Here is a 26,573-nt window from a genome sequence, read left to right as displayed (position 1 = left end):
CGCCGACGGACGTCACCCGGGGCGCACACTCGATGGGCGCCGGCCCGACGTTTGCAAGAAAGGTGAGGTTATCCTCACCTCGCGTCGTTATCCTGGGTGGCATGGTGAACCGATGGAGTCGGGTCGGCTAGTGCGGAGCTCACTTCGTGGATCGGGTTCGCCGACCGTGCTGGCTCAGCTCGCGCCGGGCCAGCGGGCGACCATCCTGGGCGTGGCGCCGGCGGCGTCTCCCGTGGTGGCGGGGCGACTGCGGCAGCTTGGCTTCCGGCCGGCGTCGGACGTCGAGGTCATCCGGCGTGCGCCGATGGGCGACCCGACCATCTACCGCGTCCAAGACACCGAGCTGTGCCTGCGCCGCCGCGAGGCGCGGCTGATCCAAGTCGACCCGGGGAGCGTCGCATGACGTCCTGCCACGAGGAAGGCGCCGCGGTCGCGGTTGCCGGTGCGGCGCGGGTCGCGCTGGTGGGCAGCCCCAACGCGGGCAAGACGTCGGTGTTCAACCACCTCACCGGGCTACGCGCCAAGACCGGCAACTATCCGGGCGTCACCGTGGGTCGCAGGGTCGGCATCGCGAAGATGGACGGCGTCGAGATCGCCGTCGAGGATCTGCCCGGCACCTACAGCTTGCAGCCCATCAGCCCGGACGAACAGGTAGTGGCCGACCTGCTGGCCGGCAACGTCGCCGAAGCCGGCCGTCCCGACGCGATCGTGCTGGTGGCCGACGCCACCACGCTGCACCGCTCGATCACGCTGGTGGCCCAGGTGATGCGGCTCGACGTCCCGTGCCTGTTGGCGCTGACCATGACCGACGAGTTGACCGCGCGCGGCGGCCGCATCGACGTCGGCGCCTTGTCGACGGCGCTGGGCATCCCGGTGCTCCCGGTCATCGCGCACCGCGGCGGGGGCATCGACAGCCTGCGCGCCCAACTGGTGTCCTTCGACCGGTGGCAGCGTCCCCCGATTCTGCCGCCGGGTGACGACGACGCCGTCGACGCCTGGGGCAAGTCGGTGCTGCGTGCCGCCGAATACGTTGCGCCGCAGCCGGATCAGCGCACGCGCGGCATCGACAGGATCGTGCTGCACCCGCTGTGGGGAACCGTCATCTTCTTCGCGGTGATGTTCTGCTTCTTCCAGGTCGTCTTCACCGTCGCCGCGCCCCTGCAGGACCGCGTCAGCCAGGGCCTCGGCTGGCTCGGCACGCTGGTCAGCGACCACGTCGGCAACTATGTGGTGCGGGGTCTGCTCGGCCAGGGACTCATCGGCGGCGTGGGGACGGTGCTCCAGTTCATCCCGCAGATCGTGTTGCTGTTCTTGCTGATCGCGCTGCTGGAGAACGTCGGCTACATGGCGCGAGCGGCATTCCTGATGGACCGGGTGATGGCCACGACGGGTCTGGAGGGTCGCGCCTTCGTCGCGATGCTCTCTTCGTTCGCCTGCGCCATCCCGGGGATCATGGCCACCCGGACGCTGCCGTCGTCGCGCGACCGGATCGCCACCATCATCACGGCGCCGTTGATGACCTGCTCCGCCCGGCTCCCCGTCTTCACCCTGCTGGTGGGGCTGCTGGTCTCGCCGCAGACCCAATGGTGGGGGTTCAGCGCGCAGGGTGTGGCGATGTTCTTGCTATATCTGTGTGGGGGCACCTCGGCCCTGATCGCGGCGTCGTTGTTCAAGTCGACGATCCTGCGCAGCGATCTGCTCCCGTTCACGATGGAGCTGCCCCCGTATCGTTTCCCATCGCCCAAGAACGTGCTCATCACCATGTGGGATTCGGCGAAGGTGTTCCTGCGCAAGGCCGGAACCATCATCCTGGGCACCTCGGTGGTGCTCTGGGTGCTGCTCAATCTTCCGGCGCGCCAAGCGGAGACCGCGCACATGTCGCCGACGGAGACCACCGCCTACGTGATGGACCACAGCTACGCCGCCGACGTCGGAAAGGCGATCGGGCCGGTGTTCAAGCCGCTCGGTTTCGATTGGCACATCAACGTCGCCCTGCTCGGTTCCTTCTCGGCGCGTGAGGTTTTCGTGTCCACCCTCGGCCAGGTGTCGGCGGCGACGAGTCCCGACGACCCGCATGAGGCCCTGGTCACGATGGCCGACGACGACGGCCACAAGGTGTTCACCGCCCCTACCGTCATCGCGCTGATGGTGTACTTCATCTTCGCGCTGCAGTGCATGTCCACCGTCGCGGTGATGCGCCGCGAGACAAACTCGTGGCGGTGGCCCGCGTTCGCGTGGTCCTACATGTTCGTCCTCGCCTGGACGATGGCGTTTGCGGCCCGCTCGATCGCGGTCGGAGTGGGCGCATGATTCCGATCCACGCCACCGCGACCGCGGACCCGCGTCAGCTGCGCTGGGTGGTCCCGCCCGACCGGCTGCCGGCGCGCGGCGCGGTCAGGGGCGCCCCCGGCCGGCTGGGCGCCCTGCTGGGCAGCGGGGTGATCACCGGGCTCGTGGTGGGCGCCGGGGACATCCTGATCACGATCGGCGCCGGCAGCAGCTGGCGTGAACTGGGAGACGACGTCCGCGAGGCGCTCGGCGAGGCGCTGCTGGACCCTCAGGGCTGGACGGTCGACGAGTCGTCCGGCCCCGATCTGGAATCCGTTGCCGCGGAACTGCTTGCCGGGCCCGTCGGCGCGCTTGCCGCCTCGCACGGCGGGTCGATCGAGCTGGTCTCGGTGGCCGGCCACACCGTCACGGTCCGGATGGTCGGCGCGTGTGACGGGTGCCCGGCCGCGTCGTCTACGCTGCGGGACGTCTTCGAGCGCGAGCTGCGGCAGCGGGTCGGCCAGCAGGTGGCTGTCTCCTGCGAAAACAATTCGGCCGCAATATCATTCGGTAAGAAGCTGCTCTCGCTGATCGTCCGCTAGGGCTTGTCGATTCCAGTGTGCGCTCAGGGCTTTGAGTGTGCGACCCGGGCGGCGACACGCCGGTCGTGATCGCCCTGTACGCACACGCGACGCGGCCTCAGCGCACTGCCCGGTAGAAATGAGCCATGACCGAACTCTGGGTGGAGCGCACGGGATCGCGCCGTTACACCGGACACAGCTCGCGCGGTGCGCGGGTACTCGTCGGGTCCGAAGACGTCGACGGCGTGTTCACCCCCGGCGAGCTGCTGAAGATCGCGCTCGCCGCGTGCAGCGGGATGTCCAGCGACCAGCCGCTCGCCCGCCGGCTCGGCGATGACTACCACGCGGTGGTCAGGGTGTCCGGGGACGCCGACCGCGAACGCGAGGTGTATCCGCTCCTGGAAGAGACGCTCGAGCTGGACCTGTCCGGGCTGACGGCGGAGGAGAAGGAGCGGCTGCTGGCGGTGGTCGACCGGGCCATCGACCTGGTCTGCACCGTCGGGCGCACGCTCAAGGCCGGTACGCAGGTCAACTTCAAGGTCGCCGATGTCGGAACCTGACGTCCGGCTCACCGCCTGGGTGCACGGGAAGGTCCAGGGCGTCGGCTTCCGCTGGTGGACGCGCAGCCGGGCGCTCGAGCTGGGGCTCACCGGCTACGCGGCCAACCAGGCCGACGGCCGCGTGCTGGTGGTCGCCCAGGGGCCGCGCGAGGCCGGTGAGCAACTGCTGGCGCTGCTGGAAGGCGGCCAGGCGTGGCCGGCCAGGCCCGGCCGCGTCGACAAGGTGGTCGCCGATTGGTCGCAGCCGCGGGAACGCTTCGAGGGGTTCGTCGAGCGCTGACGCAACCTCCCGGAGCGTGACAGAAGTGGCCACTGTGACCAGTGCGGCAAGGCGTGAACAACCGCCGCATTTCCCGCCTCCCGACACCCCTCGGTGCGGCCGAGCCGGGCGATCCGAGCGGTAGTCTGGCTCGCCGTGTACCTCAAGAGTCTGACGCTGAAGGGCTTCAAGTCCTTCGCTTCGCCGACGACTCTGCGCTTCGAGCCGGGCATCACCGCGGTCGTCGGGCCCAACGGTTCCGGCAAGTCCAACGTCGTCGACGCCCTGGCCTGGGTGATGGGGGAGCAGGGGGCGAAGACGCTGCGCGGCGGCAAGATGGAAGACGTCATCTTCGCCGGCACCTCGTCGCGGGCCCCGCTCGGCCGCGCCGAAGTCACCGTCACCATCGACAACTCCGACAACGCGCTGCCGATCGAATACTCCGAGGTGTCGATCACCCGGCGCATGTTCCGCGACGGCGCCAGCGAATACGAAATCAACGGCGCCAGTTGCCGTTTGATGGACGTACAGGAACTGCTGAGCGACTCCGGGATCGGCCGTGAGATGCACGTCATCGTCGGCCAGGGCAAGCTCGACGAGATCCTGCAGTCGCGACCGGAAGACCGTCGCGCCTTCATCGAAGAGGCCGCCGGGGTGCTCAAGCACCGCAAGCGCAAGGAAAAGGCCCTCCGCAAACTCGACGCGATGTCGGCCAACCTGGCCCGCCTCACCGACCTCACCACCGAGCTGCGCCGCCAGCTCAAACCGCTGGGCCGCCAGGCCGAGGTGGCCCGCCGCGCCCAGACCATCCAGGCCGACCTGCGCGACGCCCGGTTGCGCCTGGCCGCCGACGACCTGGTCAACCGGCAGACCGAGCGCGACGCCATCTTCGAGGCGGAAGCCGCGATCCGCCGCGAGCACGACGAGGCCGCCGCCCGCCTGGCCGTGGCTTCCGAGGAGCTCACCGCGCACGAGGCGGCCGTCGCCGAACTCTCGCAGCGGGCCGAATCGGTGCAGCACACCTGGTTCGGGCTCTCCGCGCTGGCCGAACGGGTGGCCGCGACGGTCCGTATCGCCAGCGAACGCGCGCATCATCTGGACGTGGAGCCGGCGCCGCCCAGCGACACCGACCCCGACGCGTTGGAGGCCGAGGCCGAGCGGGTCGCCGTCGCCGAGCGGCAATTGCTGGCCGAACTCGCCGAGACACGCACCCGGCTCGATGCCGCGCGCGCCGAGCTGGGCGAGCGCGAGCGCGAGGCCGCCGAGGCCGATCGGGCCCACCTGGCGGCGGTGCGGGCCGAGGCGGACCGGCGCGAAGGCCTGGCGCGGCTGGCAGGTCAGGTCGAGACCATGCGGGCGCGCGTCGAATCCATCGACGACAGCGTCGCCCGGCTGTCCGAGCGCATCGAACAGGCCGCCGCCCGCGCGCAGCAGTCCAAGGCGGAGTTCGAAACCGTGCAGGGCCGCGTCGGCGAGCTCGACCAGGGCGAGGTGGGCCTCGACGAGCACCACGAGCGCACTGTGGCCGCCCTGCGGTTGGCCGACGCGCGCGTCGCCGAACTGCAGGCCGCCGAGCGCGACGCAGAACGCCGGGTGGCCTCGCTGCGGGCCCGCATCGACGCGCTGGCGGTCGGGCTGGAGCGCAAGGACGGCGCGGCCTGGCTGACCGAAAACCACGCCGGGACAGGGCTTTTCGGGCCGATCGCCAAGCTGGTCAAGGTCCGCTCCGGCTACGAGGCGGCGCTGGCCGCGGTGCTGGGATCGGCGGCCGACGCCCTGGCCGCCGAGAGCTTCGGCGCGGCCCGGTCCGCGGTCGCCGCGCTCAAGCAAGCGGACGGCGGACGGGCGGCGCTGGTGCTCGGCGATTGGCCCGCCGAGGACGCCGCGGCGCGCGACGCGCTGCCCGGATCCGCCCTGTGGGCGCTGGACCTGATCGAGGCGCCCGCGCGGCTGCGCGGCGCCATCACGGCGATGCTCTCGGGCGTCGCGGTGGTCGACGACCTGGATCAGGCGCTCGAGCTGGTGGCGGCGCGTCCGCGGTTGCGTGCGGTCACGCTCGACGGTGACCTCGTGGGCGCCGGCTGGGTGAGCGGGGGCTCCGACCGCAAGCTGTCCACGCTCGAGGTGACCTCGGAAATCGATAAGGCCGGCAGCGAGCTGGCCACCGCGGAATCGCAGGTCGCCCAGCTGACCGCGGCGCTGTCCGGCGCGCTGACCGAGCAGGCCGCCCGCCAGGACTCCGCCGAGCAGGCGTTGGCCGCGCTCAACGAATCCGACACCGCGATCTCGGCGATGTACGAGCAGCTGGGCCGGCTCGGGCAGGAAGCCCGCACCACCGAAGACGAGTGGACCAGGTTGTTGCGGCAGCGCGAGGAGCTCGAGGCCGGCCGCGCGCAGACCGTCCAAGAAGTCACGGAACTGGAAAACCGGCTGCGCAACGCCCAAGAGACGCAACACGTTCAGGCCGAAGAGCCCAACCATGCCGAGGTCCGCCAGCGGATCGCCGCCGCCGCAGAGGCGGCCCGCAGCGCGGAGGTGGAGGCCCGGCTGGCGGTGCGCACCGCCGAGGAGCGGGCCAACGCGGTGCGCGGGCGAGCGGATTCCCTGCGCCGCGCCGCGGCCGCGGAACGCGAGGCGCGGCTGCGAGCCCAACAGGCGCGCGAGGCTCGGTTGCGCGCGGCCGCGGTGGCCGCGGCGGTGGCCGACGCCGGACGCCTGCTGGCGCAGCGACTGGACCTGGTGGTCGGGGCGGCATCGAAGATCCGCGACGCGCTGGCGGCCGAACGCCAGGGCCGGGCGACGGCGATGGCGGCAGTGCGCGACGAGGTGAACGCGCTCAGCGCCCGGGTCGCCACGCTCACCGACTCGCTGCACCGCGACGAGGTGGCCAACGCGCAGGCCGCGATGCGTATCGAGCAGCTCGAGCAGATGGTGCTCGAGCAGTTCGGAATGGCGCCCGCCGACCTGATCGCCGAGTACGGGCCGGACGTGTCGCTGCCGCCCACCGAGCTGGAGATGGCCGAGTTCGAGCAGGCCCGCGAACGCGGTGAGCAGGTGGTCGCCCCGGCGCCGATGCCGTACGACCGGCCCACCCAGGAGCGGCGGGCCAAACGCGCCGAGCGGGAGCTCGCGGAGCTGGGCCGGGTCAATCCGCTGGCGCTCGAGGAGTTTGCCGCGCTGGAGGAGCGCTACAACTTCCTGTCCACCCAGCTTGAGGACGTAAAGGCGGCCCGCAAGGATCTGCTGGACGTCGTCGCCGACGTGGACGCCCGCATCCTGCAGGTGTTCAGCGACGCGTTCGTCGACGTGGAACGCGAATTCCGGGAAGTCTTCACCGTGCTGTTCCCCGGCGGCGAGGGGCGGCTGCGGCTGACCGATCCCGACGACATGCTCACCACCGGCATCGAGGTCGAGGCGCGCCCGCCCGGCAAGAAGATCACCCGGTTGTCTTTGCTGTCCGGTGGCGAGAAGGCGCTGACCGCGGTCGCGATGCTGGTGGCCATTTTCCGCGCCCGCCCCTCGCCGTTCTACATCATGGACGAGGTGGAAGCGGCGCTCGACGACACCAACCTGCGCCGCCTGATCAGCCTCTTCGAGCTGCTCCGGGCGCGCTCGCAGCTGATCATCATCACGCACCAGAAGCCCACGATGGAGGTCGCCGACGCCCTGTACGGCGTGACCATGCAGGGCGACGGCATCACCGCGGTGATCTCGCAGCGGATGCGCGGGCAGCAGGTCGAGCAGCTGGTGTCCAGCTCCTCCTAGCCCTAGCGCGGGTGCCCAACCGGGTACTGACGGCGGAGTTTCGGCGATTTCTGCGCCCAGGACGCACGCTCGACGCCCGGGACGCACACCCGATGCCCCCTGAGCGCCGGCCCGCTTGAAACAATGTCAGCGTGTCGCAAGGTCTTTGGATCGCCATCGCGGTCGTCGCCGTCCTGGTTGTCATCGCCGCGCTGGTCCTGGGCCTGGTGCGCTACCGCCGCCGGCGGATCAGCTTCACGGCCAAGCCGGAGCCCGGCGCGATCGACCGGTCGGGCGGCTACACCGCGTCGTCCGGCATCACCTTCAGCCAAACGACCCAGGCCGACCGGCTCGACACCACCGGCCTGCCCGCGGTGGGCGACGACGCCACCATTCCCCGCGACGCGCCGCGGCGCACGATCTCCGAGGTCGAACTCCCGGAGCCGGAGGCCCCGGAAACGATCGCCCCGCCGCCGGTAGCGCCCCCCGAGCCGCCGCCGGCGGCCCCCGAGGTGCCCGAGGCCCCCGAGATCGAGGCCATCGCGCCGCCGGAGGGCCGGCTGGAGCGGCTGCGCGGCCGGCTGGCCCGCTCGCAGAACGCGCTGGGGCGCAGCGTGCTGGGCCTGATCGGCGGCGGCGACCTCGACGAGGACGCCTGGCAGGACGTCGAGGACACCCTTCTGGTCGCCGACCTGGGCCCGGTGGTCACCGATTCGGTGATGACGCAGCTGCGCGCCCGCCTGGCCGGCAGCGACGTGCGCTCCGAGGCCGACGCGAAGGCCGTCCTGCGCGACGTGCTCATCCGCGAGCTGCACCCCGAAATGGACCGCTCGATCCGCGCCCTGCCGCACGCCGACCACCCGTCGGTGCTGCTGGTCGTCGGAGTGAACGGCACCGGAAAGACCACCACCGTCGGCAAGCTGGCGCGGGTCTTGGTGGCCGACGGACGCCGCGTCGTGCTGGGCGCCGCCGACACCTTCCGGGCCGCCGCGGCCGACCAGCTGCAGACCTGGGCCTCCCGGGTGGGCGCGGAGGTGGTGCGCGGGCCCGAAGGCGCCGACCCCGCATCGGTGGCTTTCGACGCCGTCGACAAGGGCATCGCCGCAGGCGCCGACGTGGTGCTCATCGACACCGCCGGCCGGCTGCACACCAAGGTCGGGCTGATGGACGAACTCGACAAGGTCAAGCGCGTGGTTACACGACGCGCCGCCGTCGACGAGGTGCTGCTGGTGCTCGACGCCACCATCGGACAGAACGGGTTGGCCCAGGCGCGGGTGTTCGCCGACGTCGTCGAGATCACGGGCGCCGTGCTGACCAAGCTGGACGGAACGGCCAAGGGCGGCATCGTATTCCGCGTCCAACAGGAACTCGGCGTGCCGGTGAAGCTTGTCGGGCTCGGGGAGGGGCCCGACGACCTGGCGCCGTTCGAGCCGGGCGCTTTCGTCGACGCGCTGCTCGGCTGAAACCGCTTACACGGCGAGCGGGACGTTAATACCGCCGAAACACAGTGGCCCCATTGCGGAAACAACCATTGCGCAAGGTTCTGGATCAGGTCACAGGCGTCGCCTGACGGCCATTCATGTCCTGACCGGAGGTGAGCGAGTGGCATTCCCGCAATTGGGCCAACCCGATACCGGCGATACCGCCTGGATGTTGGCGAGTTCCGCGCTTGTGCTGTTGATGACGCCGGGCCTTGCGTTCTTCTACGGCGGCATGGTGCGCACCAGAAGCGTGCTCAACATGATCATGATGAGCATCAGCGCGATGGGCGTCGTGACAGTGCTCTGGGTGCTCTACGGCTACTCGATGTCGTTCGGTGACGACAGGGGCGGAGTCGTGGGCAACCCGACCGATTATTGGGGCCTGGCAAAGCTTATCGGCGGCAACGCCGTCAAGGCGGACCCGAGCAAGGGCGTCACGCAGGTGGACATCCCGCTGGCAGGCACCATGCCCGCGACCGTCTTCGTGGCCTTCCAGCTGATGTTCGCGATCATCACCGTCGCGCTGATCTCGGGTGCGGTCGCCGACCGGCTCAAGTTCACCGCCTGGCTGGTGTTCTCCGGACTGTGGGCGACGCTGGTCTACTTCCCCGTCGCGCACTGGGTGTTCGCGGCGGACGGCTTCGCGTCCGAGCACGGCGGCTGGATCAACAACAAGCTGCACGCCATCGACTTCGCCGGAGGGACCGCGGTCCATATCAACTCCGGTGTGGCGGGCCTTGCGCTGGCGATCGTGCTGGGCAAGCGCAAGGGCTGGCCCACGACGCTGTTCCGTCCGCACAACCTGCCGTTCGTGATGCTCGGCGCCGGCTTGCTGTGGTTCGGCTGGTTCGGGTTCAACGCCGGTTCGGCGACCAGCTCGAACGGCTCCGCCGGTGCGACCTTCATGACCACCACCGTCGCCACGGCCACGGCCATGCTGGCCTGGCTGCTTACCGAGCGCATCCGTGACGGGAAGCCCACGACGCTGGGAGCGGCGTCGGGCATCGTGGCGGGCCTGGTGGCCATCACACCGTCCTGCTCGTCCGTCAACGTGCTGGGCGCCATCGTCGTCGGCCTGGTGGCCGGCGTGGTGTGCGCGCTGGCGGTCGGGCTGAAGTTCAAGCTGGGCTTCGACGACTCGCTCGACGTGGTCGGGGTGCACATGATCGGCGGTCTGACGGGCACGCTGCTGGTGGGGCTGCTCGCCGCGCCGGAGAGCACCGCCATCAACGGCGTCACCGGGGTGTCCAAGGGGCTGTTCTACGGCGGCGGCTGGTCACAGCTGGAAAGGCAGGCGGTCGGCGCCTTCGCGGTTCTGTTCTACTCCGGCATCGTCACCCTGATCCTGGCTTTGATCCTGAAGTACACGATCGGGCTGCGTGTCCCCGCCGAAGAAGAATCAACGGGCATCGACGAGTCCGAGCACGCGGAGAGCGCGTACGATTTCGGAACGATCGGTGGGCAAGGATCCGTCCTCCCGGCGGCGCGCGTTCCCGTCGATGACCGCAACGGGCTGGAGGAGGATCGAGTGGGCGACAAGGTGGAGGCAGAGCAGGCATGAAGCTAGTCACCGCAATCGTGAAGCCGTTCACCCTCGATGACGTGAAGACCAGCCTCGAGGAAGCGGGCGTCCTGGGGATGACGGTCAGCGAAATCCAGGGGTACGGGCGGCAGAAGGGCCACACCGAGGTTTACCGGGGTGCTGAGTACTCGGTGGATTTCGTGCCGAAGGTGCGAATCGAGGTGGTGATCGACGATTCCCTGGTGGACAAGGTCGTGGACAGCATCGTCCGGGCGGCGCGCACCGGCAAGATCGGTGACGGCAAGGTCTGGGTCACCCCCGTGGAAACCATTGTGCGAGTGCGCACGGGTGAACGCGGAACCGATGCCCTCTGAACGCAGTCGCACATCGTTGAACCAGGCCGGACGGGCCGGGAGGGTATGACTAACCCACCCGGCCCGTCCGGCTCATCCGGAGCGGAAGCACAAACCGCCTGCGGTGCAAGCGATCTGGCAGCCTCGCGGCGCCGGCTGCTGGCGGAGGGCCGCGAGCTTGGTCCCGCAGAGCTGCGCAAGGCGTGGCTGGAGCTGCATGAATCCTGGTTGGCGGCCAAGGCGGACGAGATCGGCATCACCGACGACAGCGGTTTCGCCATCGTCGGGGTGGGTGGGTTGGGGCGCCGCGAACTGCTGCCCTATTCCGATCTCGACCTGATGTTGTTGCACGACAACAAATCCGACGAGGTGCTGCAACGAGTCGCCGATGGTCTGTGGTATCCGTTGTGGGACGCCAACGTTCGGCTCGACCACAGCGTGCGGACCGTCTCGGGGGCCCTGAGCGTCGCCAACAACGACCTGGTGGCCGCGTTGGGCATGCTCGACGCGCGCCACATCGCCGGGGACGAGCGGCTGTCGGCGGAATTGATCGCCGGGGCGCGACGCCAGTGGCGCAGCGCGATTCGATCCCGCATGGACGAACTAGTCGCGATGACATACGAACGCTGGCAACGATGTTGGCGCATCGCGCAGCGGGCCGAGCCGGACCTCAAGTCGGGCCGTGGTGGCCTGCGCGATGTCCAACTTCTCGACGCGCTGGGCGTCGCCCAGCTCATCGACCGCCGCGGTATGGGCCATCCCGACGCGCCGGGGGGCTCGCTGGACGCGGCGTACCTGACGATGCTCGACGTGCGCACCGAACTGCACCTGGTATCCGGGCGCGGACGCGACCAACTGCTGGCCCAGTTCGCCGACGAAGTGAGCGCCGCGTTGGGCGTCGGGGATCGATTTGCGTTGTCGCGCTTGCTGTCCAGCGCCAGCCGCACCATCGCCTACCACGCCGAGACCGGCCTGCGGACCGCGCAGAACGCGCTGCCCCGCCGCGGGCTGACGGCGCTGGTGCGGCGCCCCAGGCGGCGACCGCTGGACGAGGGCGTGGTCGAATACGACGGCGAGGTGGTGCTCGCCCGCGATGCCCAACCCGGAAGCGACCCCGGGCTCGTCCTGCGGGTCGCGGCCGCTTCGGCGGGCACCGGCCTGCCCATCGGCGCAGGCACGCTCAAACGGCTGGCCGACAGCGCTCCGGACCTGCCCTTGCCATGGCCGCGGGAGGCGCTGGACGACCTGCTGGTGGTGCTTTTGGCCGGGCCCACGGCGATCGACACGATCGAGTCGCTGGACCGCACCGGGCTGTGGGGCCGCCTCTTCCCGGAGTGGGACGCGGTGCGCGATCTGCCGCCGCGCGACGTCTCGCACAAGTGGACCGTCGACCGGCACATCGTCGAAACCGCCGTCAACGCCGCGCCGCTCACCACCCGCGTGGCGCGCTCGGACCTGCTCGCGCTCGGCGCGCTGCTGCACGACATCGGCAAGGGGCGCGGCACCGACCACTGCGTGCTCGGCGCGGAACTGGCGATCCCGATCGCCAAGCGGCTGGGCCTCTCCGCCGAGGACACCGCCACGCTCGCGGGCATGGTCCGCCACCATCTCCTGCTGCCGGTGACGGCCACCCGAAGCGACCTCAACGACCCCCAGATCATCGAGGCGGTGGCCGCCGCCCTACAGGGGGACCCGCACCTGCTCGAACTCCTGCAGGCGCTGGCGGAGGCCGACTCCAAGGCCACCGGGCCCGGGGTATGGAGCGACTGGAAGGCGTCCCTGATCGAGGACTTGGTCCGCCGCTGCCGGTTGGTGATGGCGGGCGAGCGGCTTCCCGAGGCGGAACCGATTGCGCCGCATTACCTTTCGCTGGCGGCCGACCGCGGTGTGCATGTTGAGATCAAGCCCAACGATCGCGAGCGCCTGACCGCGGTGATGATCGCGCCCAATCAGCGGGCGCTGGTCTCCAAGGCCGCGGCGGTGCTGGCATTGAACTCGCTGCGAATCCATTCGGCCCTGGCCAACGTTCACGACGGCGTCGCGATCGTCGAGTTCGTCGTGTCCCCGCTGTTCGGCTCGCCGCCCGAATCGGGCTTGCTGCGTCAACAATTCAACGGAGCGCTGGCCGGTGACCTCGACATCCTCAGCACGCTGGAGAAGCGTGACAGCGACGCGATCAGCGCCGCGACCGCGCGGGCCGGCGAGATTCAGGCCGGGGTGCCCGTCACCCGGTCGACCGCCCCGCCGCGCATCCTGTGGCTCGACGCGGCGACCGCCGGCCAGTTGATCTTCGAAGTCCGCGCCATGGACCGGCTGGGGCTGCTGGCGTTGCTGACCCGCGCGCTGGAACAGGCGGGGGCCGACATCGTCTGGGCCAAGGTCAACACGTTCGGTTCGACGGCCGCGGACGTCTTCTGCGTGTCGGTGCCCGCCGACGCCGAGCGCGACGCGCGAGCCGCGATCGAGGAGCATCTGCTCGCCGTGTTGGGCGGCCCCGCGGTGGAAGTGCTCCAAGAGCCGGTCGGCGACTAAGGCGTACTCAGGCGTCAGGAGTGCTCGGCGTTGAGGCGCCGCAGGGCCTCGATGCGGGCCTGGATCTGCTCGCGGGTCGCTGCGGCGATCGGCGGCCCCCCGCAACGACGGCGAAGTTCGCTGTGAATCCAGCCGTGCGGCTTGCCCGTTCGGTGGTGGGTGGCCGACACGAGGGAGTTCAGCTCGCGGCGCAGGTCGCGCAGCTGGCCGTGCAACGTGGGCCCCGCGGACACCGCGGCCGGCGTGCCCTGCGCGGCCCGCCGCTGCAGCTGCTCGTCCTGGCGGCGGTGCAGCAGCGCCCGCATCTGCTCGGCGTCGAGCAGGCCAGGGATGCCGAGGTAGTCGGCCTCCTCGTCGCTGCCGGCCGGGGCGGCGGTGCCGAACGACGACCCGTCGAAGATCACCTGGTCCAGCTCCGCGTCGGCGCCCAATGAGGTGAAGCCGGTGTCGGTCTCGGTCTTCTCGGTCTGCGTTCTGATGGCCGGGTCACCGTCGAGGGGGTCCTCGTCCGGGCGATGCGGTTCGCCGAGCACGTGGTTGCGCTGGGCCTCCAGCTCGCTGGCGAGTTGCAGCAGGTTGGGCACCGACGGCAGGAAGATGCTCGCGGTCTCACCGACGCGGCGCGAGCGCACGAACCGGCCGATGGCCTGTGCGAAGAACAGGGGCGTCGACGCGCTGGTGGCGTAGATCCCGACCGAGAGTCGCGGCACGTCGACGCCCTCGGAAACCATGCGCACCGCGACCAGCCACCGGCTGGTGCCGGCGGCGAATTCGCTGATACGGGCCGACGATCCGGGGTCGTCGGACAGCACCACCGTCGGCGCCTCCGAGGTCAGCTTCGTCAGCAGGGCGGCGTAGGCGCGGGCCGCCGTGCGGTCGGAGGCGATGATCATGCCGCCGGCGTCGGGCACGTGCTCGCGCTTCTGGCGCAGCCGTTGGTCGGCGGCCGCGATCACCGCGGGCATCCATTCACCGGCGGGGTCGAGCGCCGTGCGCCAGGCCCGGGCCGTGTGTTCGGCGGTCAGCGGCTCGCCCAGCCGGGCGGCGTGCTCCTCGCCGGCGCTGTCCCGCCAGCGCGCCTCCCCGGAGTAGGCCAAGAACATCACCGGCCGGACCACCCCGTCGGCCAGCGCCTCGGCATAGCCGTAGGTGTGGTCGGCCCGCGAACGCCGCACTCCGTCGGCGCCGGATTCGTAGGCGACGAACGGGATGGGGCTGTCGTCGCTGCGAAAGGGCGTGCCGGTCAGGGCGAGCCGGCGGGTCGCGTCGCCGAAGGCCTCGCGGATGGCGTCACCCCACGTCTTGGCGTCGCCGCCATGGTGGATCTCGTCGAAGACGACCAGCGTCTTGCGCTGCTCGGTGCGCACCCGGTGCAGCGTGGGGTGGGCGGCAACCTGCGCGTAGGTGACCATCACGCCGTGGTATTCGCCCGACATCTGGGCGTTGGAGTTGGAGAACTTGGGGTCCAGGGCGATGCCGTGCCGCGCCGCGGCCTGCGCCCACTGCACCTTCAGGTGCTCGGTGGGCACCACGACGGTGATCTGCTCGACGGCGCGCTGGCCCAGCAGTTCGGCCGCCACCCGCAACGCGAACGTCGTCTTCCCGGATCCCGGGGTCGCCACGGCCAGGAAATCGCGCGGCTGGCCGGTCAGGTATTTGACCAGCGCCCTGCGCTGCCATCCGCGCAGCGCCCGGCCGCCGCTGTCGTCGACGGAAGTCTCCGTGCGAGCGACCGGTTGCACGGACATTTCCCCCCGGGTGGTTGTAGTTTTCGATGTGGCCAGCCAGATTAGGCGATGGCTGTGAAATCTAGCACGCCAACGCTTTTCGGCGCAGTAACGACTCGAGCGCGGCTACCGCGCCCGGCTCGCCAGGTCGCGCGCCGACAACCATGCATGGATGCGTTCGGCGACGTCAGCCCAGCCGGGCTCGAGCATCATGTTGTGCCCCATCGAGAAGAAATGCGGCTCGGTCCGGTAGGCGCGCGCGGTGGCGCGTACTTCGCCGATGCTCACGAACCCGTCGTGCTCGGCGCCCAGGACCAGGATCGGGGTGGTCACCCGCCGGGTTCGGACGCGGCGGAGCACCGGGTCGGTCATGGCCGCGCGGACGCTCTCGGCCCCGGCGCGTTGCCTGCAGGATTCGACGATGTCCTCGGGCGTGTCGGCGCAGAACAGGTACTCGCGGGCCAGCGCCGGGGTCGCCAGGAATTTCAGTAGCGTGGGGTCGCTCCACGCTTCCATGGTCATCGACGGCCGGCGACGCCAGACCCGCAACGCCAAGGTGAGCACGCCCTTCGGCGGCACAGAGCCCACCAGCACCGCCGCCGGCGCGTTGTGCTCTTCGAGGTAGCGCTGGATGACGAAGCCGCCCAGCGAATGGCCGATGAGCACTGGCCAACCGCCCAATTCGTCGGCCACCGAACGGACGTCCTCGATGTAGTCGGCGATGGAAACCTTGTGCAGCGGCTTCGCGGTCGGGCTGCCCCCGTGCCCGCGCAGGCTCACCGCAACCGCGCGATAGCCCGCGTCGGCGAAGAAGTCCAGGAAATGTTCCCAGCACCATGCGCCGTGCCAGCCGCCGTGCACGAAGAGCAGCGGCACCGGGTGGTCTCGGGTGCAGGATCCTTTGTCGATCACCTCGAGCATCCGACCATTCAATAGCGCGATCGCCTGCACCGGTGCCGGTTCGCGAGACATAAACCATTGCGACCGGCCTCGGCGTGTCGTCACAGCCGGTTATGTGTCGCGGTCGATGGGCGGCGGCGGGGCCGCCAACCCGTACAACCACTAGGCTGGCGGGGTGTTTGAATCGCTGTCCGACCGGTTGACCGGTGCACTTCAGGGACTACGCGGCAAGGGTCGACTGACCGATGCCGACATCGAGGCCACCACCCGCGAGATCCGGCTGGCGCTGCTGGAAGCCGACGTGTCGCTGCCCGTGGTGCGGGCGTTCGTCACCCGGATCAAGGACCGCGCCAGGGGCGCTGAGGTCTCGGGTGCGCTCAACCCGGCGCAGCAGGTCGTCAAAATCGTCAACGAAGAGCTCATCGGCATCCTGGGCGGCGAGACCCGCCAGCTGGCCTTCGCCAAGACACCGCCGACCGTGGTGATGCTCGCCGGTCTGCAGGGTTCCGGTAAGACCTCGCTGGCCGGCAAGCTGGCCGCCTGGCTGCGCGGCCAGGGGCACACCCCGCTGCTGGTGGCCTGCGACCTGCAGCGGCCGGCCGCCGTGAACCAGCTGCAAGTCGTCGGTGAGCGCGCCGGGGTCCCGGTGTTCGCGCCCCACCCGGGCGAGTCCCCCGAATCGGGTCCCGGCGACCCGGTCGCCGTGGCCGCCGCCGGGCTCGCCGAAGCCCGCGCGAAGCACCACGACGTCGTCATCGTCGACACCGCCGGGCGCCTGGGCATCGACGAGGAGCTGATGGCCCAGGCCGCGGCCATCCGCGACGCCGTCAACCCCGACGAGGTCCTGTTCGTGCTCGACGCGATGATCGGGCAGGACGCCGTCACCACCGCCGAGGCGTTCCGCGAGGGCGTCGGCTTCACCGGCGTCGTGCTGACCAAGCTCGACGGCGACGCCCGCGGTGGCGCCGCGTTGTCGGTCCGCGAGGTGACCGGCGTCCCAATCCTTTTCGCCTCCACCGGAGAAAAACTGGAGGACTTCGACGTCTTCCACCCGGACCGGATGGCCAGCCGCATCCTGGGCATGGGCGACGTGCTGAGCCTGATCGAACAGGCCGAGCAGGTCTTCGACGCCGAGCAGGCCGAGGCCGCCGCCGCCAAGATCGGCACCGGCGAGCTGACACTCGAGGACTTCCTGGAGCAGATGCTCGCCATCCGCAAGATGGGCCCGATCGGCAACCTGCTGGGCATGCTGCCCGGGGCCGGGCAGATGAAAGACGCGCTGGCCCAGGTCGACGACAAGCAACTCGACCGCCTGCAGGCCATCATCCGCGGCATGACGCCCGAGGAGCGGGCCGACCCGAAGATCATCAACGCCTCGCGGCGGCTGCGCATCGCCAACGGGTCCGGCGTCTCGGTGTCCGACGTCAACCAGCTGGTCGACCGCTTCTTCGAGGCCCGCAAGATGATGTCGTCGATGCTCGGCGGCATGGGCATCCCCGGCATGGGCCGCAAGTCCGCGACCCGAAAGGCCAAGGGCGCGAAGGGCAAGAAGGGCAAGAAGGGCGGACGCGGTCCCACTCCGCCCAAGGTCCGCAACCCGCTCGGCGCCGGGATGCCCGGCATGCCCGCCGGGTTCCCCGACCTGTCGCACCTGCCCGAGGGCCTCAACGAGTTGCCGCCCGGGTTGGCCGACTTCGACCTGTCCAAGCTCAAGTTTCCGGGCAAGTCGTGACGATCGCGAGCGCGGCGGAGCCGGGCGAAGCGGGTCGTCACGGTAGAAACTAGCCCGCCGTGCGCATGCACGTGCGAGGTGTCGGGCTGCCCGACGAGACGCCGACCGAGCTCTGGATCGTCGACGGCCGGATCAGCGCCGAACCGGTCGCCGGCGCCGACACCGTCTTCGACGGCGGCTGGATCCTGCCCGGCCTGGTCGACGCGCACTGCCACGTCGGCCTCGGTGAGCACGGCGAGATCCCGCTCGACGACGCGATCGCCCAAGCCGAAATCGAACGCGACGTCGGTGCGCTGCTGTTGCGAGACTGCGGCTCACCCACCGACACCCGCAGCCTCGACGACCACGACGACCTGCCCCGCATCATCCGGGCCGGGAAACATCTGGCCAGGCCCAAGCGCTACGCGGCCGGCTTCTCGCGCGAACTGGAAGACGAGTCGCAGCTGCCCGAGGCGGTCGCGCAAGAGGCGCGCCGCGGGGACGGCTGGATCAAGCTGGTCGGCGACTGGATCGATCGCAGCGTCGGCGACCTCGCCCCGCTGTGGTCCGACGACGTGCTCAAGGCCGCGATCGAGACGGCGCACGCCCACGGCGCCCGTGTCACGGCGCACGTCTTCAGCGAGGACGCGCTGCCCGGCCTGATCAACGCCGGCATCGACTGCATCGAGCACGGCACCGGCCTGACCGACGACACCATCGAGCTGATGGTCGAGCGCGGCACCGTCCTGGTTCCCACGCTGGTCAACATCGTCGAGAATTTTCCCGGCATCGCGAACGCCGCCGCCGCGAAGTACCCGACCTACGCCGCCCACATGCGCGACCTGCATGCCCGCGGCCCGGGGCGGCTCGCCGCGGCCCGCGACGCCGGCGTGCCGATCTACGCAGGCAGTGACGCGGGCACCATGGTCGCGCCCGGGCGCATCGCCGACGAGGTCGAGGCGCTCAAGGGCATCGGGATGAGCCCGACCCAGGCCCTGGGCTCGGCGTGCTGGGAAGCCCGCCGGTGGCTGGGACGCCCCGGCCTCGATCACGGCGCGTCCGCGGACCTGCTGTGCTATTCCGACGACCCGCGATCGGGCGCTGACGTGCTGCGCCGGCCCGACTTGGTGATCCTGCGCGGCAAGGTTTTCCCCCCTTCGGCGTAACCCCCGCGCGGCCGCGAGGACTGTGTCCGCGTGGCCTACCGCGGGCCGGATGCCCGTTGCCGAGTTCGCGTCGGCCCTGGTCAGGGGCGCGCCACGCCGAAGCGCAGAAAAGATTGCGAGTACTTGCTATCTATGTTACGGTCTGTTTCACACGACGACTGGAGGCAAAAGTGGCGTACGACGTGATCATTCGCGACGGGCTGTGGTTCGACGGCACCGGCGGTGCACCGCAGACCCGCACGCTGGGCATCCGCGACGGCGTGGTGGCCACGGTGTCGGACGGCCCGATTGACGAGACGGGTTGCCCCGAGGTGATCGACGCGGCGGGCAAGTGGGTGGTGCCCGGCTTCATCGACGTGCACACCCACTACGACGCCGAGGTGTTGCTGGACCCTGGCCTGCGGGAGTCCGTGCGCCACGGCGTCACCACCGTGTTGCTCGGGAACTGCTCGCTGTCCACCGTGTACGCCGACTCCGAGGACGCCGCCGACCTGTTCAGCCGCGTGGAGGCCGTGCCCCGCGAATACGTCTACGGCGCTTTGGAGAACAAGACCTGGTCCTCGGCGGCGGAATACATCAAGGCGATCGACGACCTGCCGCTCGGCCCGAATATCGGCTCGCTGCTTGGCCATTCGGACCTGCGGGCCGCGGTGATGGGCCTCGGCCGGGCCACCGACGCCGCCGTGCGGCCCACCGACGCCGAAGTCGAGCGGATGGCAAGCCTGCTCGACGAGGCGCTCGACGCCGGGGTGCTCGGCATGTCGGGCATGGACGCGGCCATCGACAAGCTCGACGGTGAACGCTTCCGGTCGCGGGCGCTGCCGTCCACCTTCGCGACCTGGCGCGAGCGGCGCAGGCTGATCAAGGTACTGCGCAAGCGCGGCCGCATCCTGCAGAGCGCCCCCAACGTGGCCAAGCCGGCCACCGGGATGCTCTTCTTCCTCGCCAGCAGCCGGATCTTCAATCGGGGCAAGGGCGTTCGCATGAGCATGTTGGTATCCGCCGACGCCAAGTCGATGCCGCTGTCGGTATACGTCTTCGGCCCGGGGACGCGCCTGCTCAACAAGATCCTTGGCGCCAGCGTCCGTTTCCAGCATCTGCCGGTGCCCTTCGAGCTGTACTCCGACGGGATCGACCTGCCGGTCTTCGAAGAGTTCGGCGCCGGGACGGCCGCGCTGCACCTGCGGGACCAGTTGCAGCGCAACGATTTACTGGCGGACAAGGAATATCGGCGCCAGTTCCGGCGCGAATTCGACCGCATCAAACTCGGCCCATCGCTGTGGCACCGCGACTTCCACGACGCGGTCATCGTCGAGTGCCCCGACAAATCGTTGATAGGCAAGAGCTTTGGCGCCATCGCCGACGAGCGCAAGCTGCACCCGCTCGACGCATTCCTCGACGTGCTGGTCGAGAACGGCGAACGCAATGTCCGCTGGACCACGATCGTCGCCAACCATCGCCCCAAGCTGCTCGACGCGCTCGCCAAGGAGGGCAGCGTCCACATGGGCTTCTCGGACGCCGGCGCGCACCTGCGCAACATGGCCTTCTACAACTTCCCGCTGAAGCTGCTCAAACGCGCCCGGGACGCCCACCGGGCCGGCGCGCCGTTCATGTCGACCGAACACGCGGTGCATCGCCTGACCGGCGAACTGGGGGAGTGGTTCGGCATCGACGCCGGCACGCTGCGCGAGGGCGACCGTGCGGACTTCGTGGTGATCGACCCGGCCGGCCTGAACGAGGCGGTCGAGGGCTACTACGAGGAGGAGGTGCCCTTCTACGGCGGCTTGCGGCGGATGGTCAACCGCAACGACGACGCCGTCGTCGCGACGGGCGTGGGCGGTGCCGTGGTCTTCCGCGCGGGCCGGTTCCGCGAGGGCTACGGCCAGACCGTGAAGTCGGGCCGCTACTTGCGTGCGGGCCAGCGTCACCGGGGCCAGAGCCCCGCGAAAATCGGGGCCTGACGTGGCCAGAACCCAACAGCAGCGTCGTGAGGAGACGGTGGGCCGGCTTCTCGACGCCTGCATCGACACCATCATCGAGGTCGGGTACGCCCGGGCGTCGGCCGCCGTGATCACCAAGCGGGCGGGGGTGTCCGTGGGTGCCCTGTTCCGGCACTTCGAGACGATGGGCGATTTGATGGCGGCCACCGCGTCCGAGATGTTGCGCCGTCAGCTCGAGACGTTCACCAAACGGGTCGCCGAGATACCGCCCGATCGGCCGGCGCTCGAAGCCGCGCTGGCGATCCTGCGCGACGTCACGGCCGCCCCCAGCAACGCGGTGCTCTACGAGCTGCTGGTCGCCGCGCGGACCGACGAAAAGCTCAGGGACACTTTGCAAAACGAGCTGCGGCAATACTCCACGAAGATTCTGGAGGCGGCCCGCACCCTGCCCGGCGCCGAGAGCTTTCCCGAGGAGACGTTCCCGGTTCTGGTGGCGGTGCTGACCAACGTGTTCGACGGGGCCGCCGTGGTGGAGGGGGTGCTGCCGCAGCCGCAGATCGCCGAGCAACGGATCCCGATGCTGATGACGCTGCTGTCCGCGGCGGCGCCGGGCGCGGACCTATAGCGAGCCGATGCCGGACTCCGGGTTGAGCGCGAATCCCCAGTCGAACAGCGTCGCGGCCTGGTCCCAGTAGCTCGGGCCGCCGGCTTTCACCAGGCCGTACATCATGGCTATGACCAGCCGCCGGCCACCGCGCGCCGCCGCGCCGACGAAGGTCTTGCGCGCGGCGTCGGTGAACCCGGTCTTGCCGCCGATCGCGCCGGGGTAGCGCTGCAACAGCTCGTCCTGGTTGACGATCGGCTGATCCCCGTGATCGCCGGGGAACATCGCGGACGGCTCGGCGGTGATCTGTGCGAACACCGGATTGGCCATCGCGGCGCGGAAGATGACGGCCAGGTCGTGCGCCGTCGAGGACCCGGATCCGCCTGGCCCGTCGAGGCCGGACGGCGTCGCGGCGTGGGTGCTGGTTGCGCCGAGGGAGGCCGCCTTGGCGTTCATCTTGGCGACCGTGGCGTCGGGTCCGCCCAGCATGTGCGCCAGCGTGTTGGCCGCGTCGTTGCCCGAGACGAGCAGCAGGCCGTCCAGGAGCTGGCGCGCGGTGTAGAGGTGGCCCGGTTTGACGCCGACGCAGTTGCACTCCACCTGGGTGTCGGCGGTATCGGCGACCACGGTGGAATCCAGGCTCACCTGGTCCAAGGTCACCAACGCCAACAGCACCTTGATGGTGCTCGCCGGCGGGTGGGCCACATTCTGGTCGCGGCCGGCAAGCACCTGACCGCTGTCCAGGTCGGCGACGATCCAGGTCTGGGCCGGGCCGTCCGGTATCGGCATCGAGCCGACCGGCTGCATGCTGTCTGCCCAGGACGTGGGGACGGTGGCATTGCACGCCCCGACCGTCAGCAGGGCCGCTGCTGCGGCCATGACCTTGCGCATGGGCCGAAAGTCTAACTTCCTGGCCTTTTCGGCGACGATTTTCGTCTACTGTCCGATGCATGTTGAGCCTGGCCGAGATTTCCGACCGCTTAGAGATCCAGCAGCTGCTGGTGGACTACTCCACCGCGATCGACAACCGTCGCTTCGACGACCTGGACAGGGTCTTCACCGAAGACGCGTACATCGACTACACCGCCCTCGGCGGCATCGAGGGCCGCTATCCCGAGGTCAAGAAGTGGCTGTCGGAGGTGCTGCCGAACTTCCCGGTGTACGCGCACATGCTGGGCAACTTCTCGGTGCAAATCGACGGCGACAAGGCTTCGTCGCGGGTGATCTGTTTCAACCCGATGGTGCTCGGGGGTGACAAGGATCAGGTGCTGTTCTGCGGGCTCTGGTACGACGACGAGTTCGTCCGCACGCCCGAAGGCTGGCGGATGACCCGGCGGGCCGAGTCCAAGGTGTTCCAGAAGGTCATGTAGACGCGGCAAGATTGAGCCGGCTCAGCCATTTCGCTACGGGAGGCACCATGAGGCGCAGCATCGACGGCTGAACTGGGCACACGATCATGAAACGATCCTTTTTAGTAGGGCTGGCGGCGGGACTGCTGGGCGGAGCTTCGATCGTCTTGGCGCCGCCCGCCGGCGCCGGCTGCCTGTATGGCGGGTTGTCCGTCAGTAGGTGTGACGGACCGGTTGATCCGGACGGCAACTGGCAACGCTGCGTGGTGTTCTACTCCGCCTATGGTGGGTCGGGTTCCCGCGGCGCCACACGCTGCGACATGATGGGTCCTGACCTGCATCCATGGGGTTTCGAATTCAGTAACCCACCCACGCACATCGACGACTGAGCGCAAATTTCTGCTTGGGCACGGCTGTCTGGCACAATGGGCGGCTGTCCGCGGCGCGATCACGATCGCGTTCCGGTCATCACACTCGAGGCAAAACCGGACCCGGGCATCCCGCCCCGGTTGCTGAATTGCAGCGTGACAAACACAGGAGAACTCGCTTAACCATGGCTGTGAAGATCAAGCTCACCCGGCTTGGCAAGATCCGCAATCCCCAGTACCGCATCGCCGTCGCCGATGCACGGACGCGGCGCGACGGTCGCTCCATCGAGGTCATCGGTCGCTACCACCCGAAGGAAGACCCGAGCCTCATCGAGATCAACTCCGAGCGCGCCCAGTACTGGCTGTCCGTGGGCGCTCAGCCCACCGAGCCCGTCCTCAAGCTGTTGAAGATCACCGGCGACTGGCAGAAGTTCAAGGGTCTGCCGGGCGCCGAGGGCCGGTTGAAGGTGGCCCCGCCCAAGCCGAGCAAGCTCGAGCTGTTCAACGCAGCGCTGGCCGAGGCCGAGGGCGGCCCGACCACCGAGGCCGCGAAGCCGAAGAAGAAGGCGCCGGCGAAGAAGGCGGCGAAGGCCGCCGAGCCGGAGGCCGCCGCGCCCGAGGCCGCCGCGCCGGAGGCTCCTGCTGAAGCCGCGCCGGCCGAGACGGCCGCCGAGGGCGGCGAGCAGGCCGAGTCGAGCGCAGAAAGCTGACGCGGCGATGAGCACGGTCGTCGTTGACGCGGTCGAGCACCTGGTTCGCGGGATCGTCGACAACCCCGACGACGTCCGGGTGGACATGGTGACCAGCCGCCGCGGGCGAACTGTCGAGGTCCACGTCCATCCCGACGACCTGGGCAAGGTGATCGGTCGTGGCGGCCGCACCGCGACCGCCCTGCGCACGCTGGTCGCCGGTATCGGTGGCCGCGGCATCCGCGTCGACGTGGTGGACACCGACCAGTAGCCGCTCATGGAACTCCGTTGGAGTTGACCGTCGGGCGCGTCGCGAAAGCGCACGGCATCGGCGGCGAGGTCGTCGTCGAGATCCGCACCGACGACCCCGGCTCGCGCTTCGCGCCCGGTAATACCTTGCGCGGCAGGTCATCCCGCGGTGGCGGCGGTGAACGCGACTTCGTCGTCGAGAGTGTGCGTGAGCACGGTGGGCGGCTGCTGTTGCGTTTGGCCGGGGTGACCGACCGGGACTCCGCCGACGCGCTGCGGGGAACCCTGTTCGTCGTCGACTCCGATGACCTGCCGCCCATCGACGAGCCGGACACCTACTACGACCACCAGCTCGAGGGCCTGCACGTCCGGACCGTGACCGGACAGGACGTCGGTGTCGTCGCCGAGGTGCTGCACACCGCCGGCGGCGAGCTGTTGGCGGTGCGCCGGGGCGACGGCGGGGAAGTGTTGGTGCCGTTCGTCGGCGCGATCGTCACGTCGGTGTCACTCGACGACGGTGCCGTGGAGATCGATCCACCCGAGGGCCTACTGGATCTGGCATGAGAATCGACGTCGTCACCATCTTTCCCGCCTTCCTCGACCCGCTGCGGCAATCGTTGCCGGGCAAGGCGATTGGTTCGGGCCTGGTCGACCTGCGGGTTCACGACCTGCGGAGGTGGACGCACGACGTGCACCGTTCGGTCGACGACGCGCCCTACGGCGGCGGTCCCGGGATGGTGATGAAGGCGCCGGTGTGGGGCGAAGCTCTGGACGAAATCTGTTCCGAGCGAACCGTTTTGGTCGTTCCGACACCAGCCGGCTCGTTGTTCACGCAGGCCGACGCCCAGCGGTGGAGCGCCGAGGAGCACCTGGTGTTCGCGTGCGGTCGCTACGAGGGTATCGACCAGCGGGTCGTCGAGGATGCCGGCCGACGGATGCGGGTCGAGGAGGTCTCGATCGGCGACTACGTCCTGCCGGGTGGGGAGTCGGCGGCCGTGGTGATGATCGAATCCGTGGTGCGCCTGCTCGACGGAGTGCTCGGTAACCCCGTCTCGCACCTGCAGGATTCGCATTCGCCGGCCCTGGACCGGCTGCTCGAGGGCCCCAGCTACACCCGCCCGCCGAGCTGGCGCGGGCTCGACGTTCCCGAGGTCTTGCTATCCGGCGACCACGCGCGGGTCGAGGCCTGGCGGCGGGAGGTTTCGCTGCAACGCACGCGGGAACGGCGCCCCGAGCTGCTGGACCCCTCCGATTAGAGGCCGCGCCGCAGCGGGTCGATCCGGCCTTCGGGAAATATCGTCTTGACCGCCCGGGTGATGGTCTCGCGGGCGGTGGCGTCGTCGGCGGGCTGCAGGGACTGCACCACCATGATGTAACGACGGTCCGCGCCGATCACGCCGGTCGACAGGTGCATCCAGTCGCTGCCGATGCAGCACATCCAGCCCTGCTTGACCGCCACCGGTTCGGCGTACAACCCCTCCGGGATGCCGAAGCGCTGCGGATAGCCGTCGAGCCCGTTCGGGGTGGACTGGGCCAGGTCGTCGACGATGAGCTTCGCCTTGTCCGGCGGCAGCCCGCCGGACCCGTCCAGCAGCATCTCGTAGTAGCGGACAAGGTCGGTCGTGGTGCTCATGGTGTTCCACCAGCGTCCGTCGCCGGGCGGCGTGGTCGACGCCAGGCCGTAGCGGGCCGCGACCGCGGTGATGATCGCATTCTGGCCGCCCTGGGCCCAGAACCGCTCGGCTGCGCCGTCGTCGGAGGACTGCAACATGATGTCCAACGCCTGGCGGTCGTCGGCGCTCAGCGCGGCCTTGCCCTCGGATTCGTGGAGCAGCAGGTCGTCGGCGATGAACAGTTTGGCCACCGACGCGGTGCCGATGACCTGGCTGTTGCCGGTGGAGACCAGCTGATGCGTCTTGCGATCGAGGATCGCCACCGACAAAGCGGCGCCGCTGGCTGCGGCTTCGTCCGTCGCCTGCTGCACCCGCGCCTGGAGTCCGACGGGCCCCGCGCTGGCCGGCTGCTGCTCCTGCTGCGTTGGCTTGACCGCCTCGAGCATCAGCTGCGCCCTCTGTGGCGGCGGCTGACGCAGGCCGCGGTCGGGGGTGACGTACACCGGGAAGTTGTAGACCTTGGCCTGTACCTTCGCCTCGCAACCGGCGGCCACCACCAACGCCACCGCCGCTGTGGCGGTGAACAAAGTCAGCGGCCGAACGCGCATTCCTCTCCTCCGACTGGCTCGGACGCACCGAAGTGCACAAGCGCGGGCCGCGTCGCGCCACCTGATCCGGCCGTCACGCATGGTCCGGTAGCGCGTTCTGGCCCCAGTCATATGTACCATTCACCAGCGTGTTCGGCTCGCTGTGAACCGCCTCGGAAGCTGTGATTTTCATGGCAAGCGCCCCGTCTGGCACAATTGACCAGTTGTCTCCAGCGGTTGCCGGCCGGCCGGGCCGCTTCCCGCCTGCTGCGAGATACGCGCAAGTTGCCCAAAACCATCGGCTTGGCGACCGCCTCACACCCCAGGTGAGGGCTGTCCCCGCAGGCCGCGACCGCAAGGAAGTGCCTTC

General features: G+C 69.7%; 24 protein-coding genes. 20 read left to right on the top strand and 4 right to left on the bottom strand.

Going from position 1 to position 26,573, the window contains the following annotated elements:
- Nucleotides 1-166: 166 nt before the first annotated feature.
- The 10 genes from A5701_RS02600 (at nucleotide 167) to A5701_RS02555 (ending at nucleotide 13,300) form a co-directional block, all read left to right on the top strand.
- Complete coding sequence (locus tag A5701_RS02600; RefSeq protein ID WP_067748198.1) at nucleotides 167-403, top strand: FeoA family protein; 237 nt, start codon at nucleotides 167-169, stop codon at nucleotides 401-403.
- A complete protein-coding gene (locus tag A5701_RS02595) occupies nucleotides 400-2,310 on the top strand; it encodes a ferrous iron transporter B (RefSeq protein WP_067748196.1) in 1,911 nt (636 codons plus the stop codon). The genes A5701_RS02600 and A5701_RS02595 overlap by 4 nt, the downstream gene beginning before the upstream one ends.
- Nucleotides 2,307-2,870 carry a NifU family protein gene (locus A5701_RS02590; protein WP_067748194.1) on the top strand — a complete coding sequence of 188 codons (564 nt, stop codon included), beginning with the start codon at nucleotides 2,307-2,309 and terminating at the stop codon, nucleotides 2,868-2,870. The genes A5701_RS02595 and A5701_RS02590 overlap by 4 nt, the downstream gene beginning before the upstream one ends.
- A gap of 125 nt (nucleotides 2,871-2,995) precedes the next feature.
- Nucleotides 2,996-3,409 (top strand): OsmC family protein, encoded by a 414-nt coding sequence (locus A5701_RS02585; RefSeq protein WP_067748193.1) that lies wholly within the window; start codon nucleotides 2,996-2,998, stop codon nucleotides 3,407-3,409.
- Nucleotides 3,396-3,689: an acylphosphatase gene (locus A5701_RS02580; protein ID WP_067748192.1), complete on the top strand. Its 294-nt coding sequence runs from the start codon at nucleotides 3,396-3,398 to the stop codon at nucleotides 3,687-3,689. Before A5701_RS02585 ends, A5701_RS02580 begins: the two co-directional genes overlap by 14 nt.
- 135 nt (nucleotides 3,690-3,824) lie before the next feature.
- Nucleotides 3,825-7,433 carry a chromosome segregation protein SMC gene (gene smc / locus A5701_RS02575; RefSeq protein WP_067748191.1) on the top strand — a complete coding sequence of 1,203 codons (3,609 nt, stop codon included), beginning with the start codon at nucleotides 3,825-3,827 and terminating at the stop codon, nucleotides 7,431-7,433.
- A 131-nt stretch (nucleotides 7,434-7,564) separates the two neighbouring features.
- Nucleotides 7,565-8,875, top strand: coding sequence for a signal recognition particle-docking protein FtsY (gene ftsY / locus A5701_RS02570; RefSeq protein ID WP_067748189.1), 1,311 nt, complete (start codon nucleotides 7,565-7,567; stop codon nucleotides 8,873-8,875).
- A gap of 187 nt (nucleotides 8,876-9,062) precedes the next feature.
- Nucleotides 9,063-10,454, top strand: a complete 1,392-nt coding sequence (locus A5701_RS02565; RefSeq protein ID WP_067748186.1) for an ammonium transporter — start codon at nucleotides 9,063-9,065, stop codon at nucleotides 10,452-10,454.
- Nucleotides 10,451-10,789 (top strand): P-II family nitrogen regulator, encoded by a 339-nt coding sequence (locus tag A5701_RS02560; RefSeq protein ID WP_067748184.1) that lies wholly within the window; start codon nucleotides 10,451-10,453, stop codon nucleotides 10,787-10,789. The genes A5701_RS02565 and A5701_RS02560 overlap by 4 nt, the downstream gene beginning before the upstream one ends.
- Before the next feature lie 45 nt (nucleotides 10,790-10,834).
- Complete coding sequence (locus A5701_RS02555; protein ID WP_082950485.1) at nucleotides 10,835-13,300, top strand: [protein-PII] uridylyltransferase; 2,466 nt, start codon at nucleotides 10,835-10,837, stop codon at nucleotides 13,298-13,300.
- A 14-nt stretch (nucleotides 13,301-13,314) separates the two neighbouring features.
- Here A5701_RS02555 and A5701_RS02550 read toward each other — a convergent pair whose 3' ends face one another.
- Nucleotides 13,315-15,048, bottom strand: coding sequence for a DEAD/DEAH box helicase (locus A5701_RS02550; protein WP_067748182.1), 1,734 nt, complete (start codon nucleotides 15,046-15,048; stop codon nucleotides 13,315-13,317).
- 105 nt (nucleotides 15,049-15,153) lie between these two features.
- Nucleotides 15,154-15,948 carry an alpha/beta hydrolase gene (locus A5701_RS02545; protein ID WP_067748180.1) on the bottom strand — a complete coding sequence of 265 codons (795 nt, stop codon included), beginning with the start codon at nucleotides 15,946-15,948 and terminating at the stop codon, nucleotides 15,154-15,156.
- 154 nt (nucleotides 15,949-16,102) lie between these two features.
- On the opposite strand from A5701_RS02545, the gene ffh reads away from it, so the two are divergent.
- The 4 genes from ffh (at nucleotide 16,103) to A5701_RS02525 (ending at nucleotide 21,369) form a co-directional block, all read left to right on the top strand.
- Nucleotides 16,103-17,659, top strand: a complete 1,557-nt coding sequence (gene ffh, locus A5701_RS02540) for a signal recognition particle protein (RefSeq protein WP_067748170.1) — start codon at nucleotides 16,103-16,105, stop codon at nucleotides 17,657-17,659.
- Between the two features lie 65 nt (nucleotides 17,660-17,724).
- Nucleotides 17,725-18,804, top strand: coding sequence for an amidohydrolase family protein (locus A5701_RS02535; RefSeq protein WP_156669883.1), 1,080 nt, complete (start codon nucleotides 17,725-17,727; stop codon nucleotides 18,802-18,804).
- 158 nt (nucleotides 18,805-18,962) lie between these two features.
- Complete coding sequence (locus A5701_RS02530; protein WP_067748208.1) at nucleotides 18,963-20,765, top strand: amidohydrolase family protein; 1,803 nt, start codon at nucleotides 18,963-18,965, stop codon at nucleotides 20,763-20,765.
- Nucleotide 20,766: 1 nt separating this feature from the next.
- On the top strand, nucleotides 20,767-21,369 hold the full coding sequence (locus A5701_RS02525) for a TetR/AcrR family transcriptional regulator (RefSeq protein WP_067748165.1): 603 nt from the start codon (nucleotides 20,767-20,769) through the stop codon (nucleotides 21,367-21,369).
- Here the strand turns inward: A5701_RS02525 and A5701_RS02520 are convergent.
- On the bottom strand, nucleotides 21,364-22,239 hold the full coding sequence (locus tag A5701_RS02520; protein WP_067748163.1) for a D-alanyl-D-alanine carboxypeptidase family protein: 876 nt from the start codon (nucleotides 22,237-22,239) through the stop codon (nucleotides 21,364-21,366). The two genes, A5701_RS02525 and A5701_RS02520, sit on opposite strands and share 6 nt — an antisense overlap.
- Nucleotides 22,240-22,298: 59 nt before the next feature.
- Here A5701_RS02520 and A5701_RS02515 point away from each other — a divergent pair, with 59 nt between their 5' ends.
- From A5701_RS02515 to trmD, 6 genes are all read left to right on the top strand, one after another.
- Entirely contained in the window at nucleotides 22,299-22,718 is a 420-nt protein-coding gene (locus tag A5701_RS02515) for a nuclear transport factor 2 family protein (protein WP_067748161.1), read from the top strand.
- Nucleotides 22,719-22,804: 86 nt separating this feature from the next.
- Complete coding sequence (locus A5701_RS27180; RefSeq protein WP_082950486.1) at nucleotides 22,805-23,086, top strand: hypothetical protein; 282 nt, start codon at nucleotides 22,805-22,807, stop codon at nucleotides 23,084-23,086.
- 164 nt (nucleotides 23,087-23,250) lie between these two features.
- Nucleotides 23,251-23,775: a 30S ribosomal protein S16 gene (gene rpsP, locus A5701_RS02510; protein ID WP_067748160.1), complete on the top strand. Its 525-nt coding sequence runs from the start codon at nucleotides 23,251-23,253 to the stop codon at nucleotides 23,773-23,775.
- Between the two features lie 7 nt (nucleotides 23,776-23,782).
- A complete protein-coding gene (locus A5701_RS02505) occupies nucleotides 23,783-24,025 on the top strand; it encodes an RNA-binding protein (protein ID WP_003878715.1) in 243 nt (80 codons plus the stop codon).
- Between the two features lie 17 nt (nucleotides 24,026-24,042).
- The gene (gene rimM, locus A5701_RS02500) at nucleotides 24,043-24,567 is read left to right on the top strand and encodes a ribosome maturation factor RimM (RefSeq protein WP_067748158.1); all 525 of its coding nucleotides are present in this window, start codon (nucleotides 24,043-24,045) and stop codon (nucleotides 24,565-24,567) included.
- The gene (gene trmD, locus A5701_RS02495) at nucleotides 24,564-25,259 is read left to right on the top strand and encodes a tRNA (guanosine(37)-N1)-methyltransferase TrmD (protein ID WP_067748156.1); all 696 of its coding nucleotides are present in this window, start codon (nucleotides 24,564-24,566) and stop codon (nucleotides 25,257-25,259) included. The genes rimM and trmD overlap by 4 nt, the downstream gene beginning before the upstream one ends.
- Here the strand turns inward: trmD and A5701_RS02490 are convergent.
- Nucleotides 25,256-26,224, bottom strand: coding sequence for a hypothetical protein (locus A5701_RS02490; RefSeq protein ID WP_067748154.1), 969 nt, complete (start codon nucleotides 26,222-26,224; stop codon nucleotides 25,256-25,258). The genes trmD and A5701_RS02490 overlap by 4 nt on opposite strands.
- Nucleotides 26,225-26,573: the final 349 nt, after the last annotated feature.

This window comes from Mycobacterium sp. E3305 (assembly GCF_001666785.1).
Classification (GTDB): domain Bacteria; phylum Actinomycetota; class Actinomycetes; order Mycobacteriales; family Mycobacteriaceae; genus Mycobacterium.
This window is presented reverse-complemented; position numbering and strand designations above follow the sequence as displayed.

Bases quoted from the DNA above. Each gene is read 5' to 3' on its own strand.
- A5701_RS02560 (WP_067748184.1), top strand. From the start codon at position 10,451: ATGAAGCTAGTCACCGCAATCGTGAAGCCGTTCACCCTCGATGACGTG.
- A5701_RS02505 (WP_003878715.1), top strand. From the start codon at position 23,783: ATGAGCACGGTCGTCGTTGACGCGGTCGAGCACCTGGTTCGCGGGATC.
- A5701_RS02545 (WP_067748180.1), bottom strand. From the start codon at position 15,948: ATGCTCGAGGTGATCGACAAAGGATCCTGCACCCGAGACCACCCGGTG.
- A5701_RS02590 (WP_067748194.1), top strand. From the start codon at position 2,307: ATGATTCCGATCCACGCCACCGCGACCGCGGACCCGCGTCAGCTGCGC.
- A5701_RS02555 (WP_082950485.1), top strand. From the start codon at position 10,835: ATGACTAACCCACCCGGCCCGTCCGGCTCATCCGGAGCGGAAGCACAA.
- A5701_RS02520 (WP_067748163.1), bottom strand. From the start codon at position 22,239: ATGCGCAAGGTCATGGCCGCAGCAGCGGCCCTGCTGACGGTCGGGGCG.
- A5701_RS02595 (WP_067748196.1), top strand. From the start codon at position 400: ATGACGTCCTGCCACGAGGAAGGCGCCGCGGTCGCGGTTGCCGGTGCG.
- A5701_RS02585 (WP_067748193.1), top strand. From the start codon at position 2,996: ATGACCGAACTCTGGGTGGAGCGCACGGGATCGCGCCGTTACACCGGA.
- A5701_RS02515 (WP_067748161.1), top strand. From the start codon at position 22,299: ATGTTGAGCCTGGCCGAGATTTCCGACCGCTTAGAGATCCAGCAGCTG.
- A5701_RS02550 (WP_067748182.1), bottom strand. From the start codon at position 15,048: ATGTCCGTGCAACCGGTCGCTCGCACGGAGACTTCCGTCGACGACAGC.
- A5701_RS02580 (WP_067748192.1), top strand. From the start codon at position 3,396: ATGTCGGAACCTGACGTCCGGCTCACCGCCTGGGTGCACGGGAAGGTC.
- A5701_RS02490 (WP_067748154.1), bottom strand. From the start codon at position 26,224: ATGCGCGTTCGGCCGCTGACTTTGTTCACCGCCACAGCGGCGGTGGCG.
- A5701_RS27180 (WP_082950486.1), top strand. From the start codon at position 22,805: ATGAAACGATCCTTTTTAGTAGGGCTGGCGGCGGGACTGCTGGGCGGA.
- A5701_RS02535 (WP_156669883.1), top strand. From the start codon at position 17,725: ATGCACGTGCGAGGTGTCGGGCTGCCCGACGAGACGCCGACCGAGCTC.
- trmD (WP_067748156.1), top strand. From the start codon at position 24,564: ATGAGAATCGACGTCGTCACCATCTTTCCCGCCTTCCTCGACCCGCTG.
- A5701_RS02565 (WP_067748186.1), top strand. From the start codon at position 9,063: ATGTTGGCGAGTTCCGCGCTTGTGCTGTTGATGACGCCGGGCCTTGCG.
- rpsP (WP_067748160.1), top strand. From the start codon at position 23,251: ATGGCTGTGAAGATCAAGCTCACCCGGCTTGGCAAGATCCGCAATCCC.